Here is a 1,792-nt window from a genome sequence, read left to right as displayed (position 1 = left end):
GCCCAAGGCCGGGTAGTTAACGCATTCGTGCTGGTGGCAAGGGGTTGTCCTGGCTTGTGCGGTAGGTGGCGGGTCCGGCTTTGTGGATGAGGCCCAGGCGGGCCCATCGATCGAGTTGTCGGCGCATGGTTCCGAGGGTGACGTCGCCGAGGTGGCGGGCGAGGTCGCGCGGGTGCCAGTGGCGGTCGGGTTCCGTGTCGAGGAGGTCCAGGACGCGCTGCTGGCGGCGGTTGTCGAGCGGGGTGTGGCGGTCGTCGTGTGAGACGGCGGGCAGGTCAGGCTCGGGTTCGAGGATGGTGATGGCCAGGCCGGTGACGGTGCGGCTGGTGTCCGGGCGGCCGTCTTGTTGGCGGTCGTGGTAGCGGGAGATCGGTGACTTGACCTTGCGGGTGCTGACGCGGGGCCGCCTGGGTGGGAGGAGCTGGGCCAGGATCCGCCGGCCGATGACGCCGGTCGTGCCGTGTCCGGTGATGCCTGTGGCCTGGACGACCAGGTCCCGGGCGGTGTGCAGGGCGGTGGTGAAGCCGCAGCGGTCTGGGTCAGTGCCGGGCCGGGACTCGGCGGCCTCCACCATGACCGTCCGCAGGGACTGGTAGAGCGTGAGCATGGCCCACATCTCCTGCTCGACGCCGACGGGGTCGCCGGAGCGGAGCACGCGGCCCTGCCAGAGGGTGTGCCGCAGCGCGAAATATGCGGACTCGTGCTCCCACCGCTGGTGGTAGAGGGCGACCAGGGCTCCGGCGGGGTAGCGGCGCGCGTCGGTCAAGGTGGTGGCGAGGCGGTAGGAGCCGGTGAACGAGGTGCCGTCCTTGCAGGTCACGGTGATGGTCGCTTCGACGACGCGGACCGGGACGGTACCGAGGACGGACAGGTAGGAGCCGTCCGCGAGGCGGGCCAGGACCGGGGTGCGGCGGTTGGCGCGGAGCCGGCCCAGGAACTGGGCGCCGGTGCCGGCCACGGCGGCCAGGAAGGCGTTGGCGTCGAACCCCTTGTCCCATAAGGCCAGCATGTCGGGGCGCAGGTGGTGCAGCAGCCGGCGGGCGTAGTCGGTCTCGCCGACCCTGGTGGGGCCGAACACAGCGCCGATCAGGGCCCGGGTGCCGGTCTCCACGAGGGTCATCAGCTCCACCATGGGGTAGCCGCCGCGGCTCTGCGGTCCGAACCAGTCCACATTCCTGTCGCTCTCGGGGACCTTGATGGAGCTGCAGCCGTCGAAGGAGACCGTGCGGAACGGTCCGAACCGCACGCCACGCGTCGTCGGCCGGGCCAGCGGCCCAGCCAGTACCTCGAACAGGTTCCGCATCGGCGCGGCACCGATGCGGCGACGCAGGTCACGCAGGGCCTTCGCGGTCGGCCACGCGATCTCCAGCCCTGCCCCTGTCAGCGCTGCGGTCAGCTTCTGCCACACCAGCCGGTAGCCGACCTCCGGGAACAGGCACATCGCGAGCACGAAATACACCCCGACCCGAGAGGGCAGATCCCGCAGCCGGCGTTGCACGGTCAACGTCTCTTCCAGGACGGCGTCGACGAGTTCGAAGGGCAGCACCTGGGTCAGCTCACCCAAGTGGCCAGGAGCGAACCGACCTCCGGCCACCGTGAACTGGCGGGACACGGTCGTCAGACCAGGCGGCAGGGCACAATGACGTACAGGCAACGGAGCTCCGTGGGTGGCAGAAGTCTTGGCGGACTACCTGCTCCAACGGGGGCTCCGTTGCCCACGTTCCCTTCGATGTCGCAACGCCTACCAACTCGCTTGCCACCAGCACGAATGCGTTAACTACCCGGCCTTGGG

The 1,792-nt window shown here is 69.9% G+C and carries 1 protein-coding gene; it reads right to left on the bottom strand.

Annotation, left to right across the window (positions count from 1 at the left end):
- Positions 1–16: 16 nt before the first annotated feature.
- Complete coding sequence (locus tag ACWV17_RS33790; RefSeq protein ID WP_455362665.1) at positions 17–1,564, bottom strand: IS4 family transposase; 1,548 nt, start codon at positions 1,562–1,564, stop codon at positions 17–19.
- Positions 1,565–1,792: the final 228 nt, after the last annotated feature.

This window comes from Streptomyces mabaensis, from assembly GCF_053763515.1.
The sequence above is the reverse complement of the archived record's forward strand: the minus strand, read 5'-3'. Positions and strand labels throughout refer to the sequence as shown.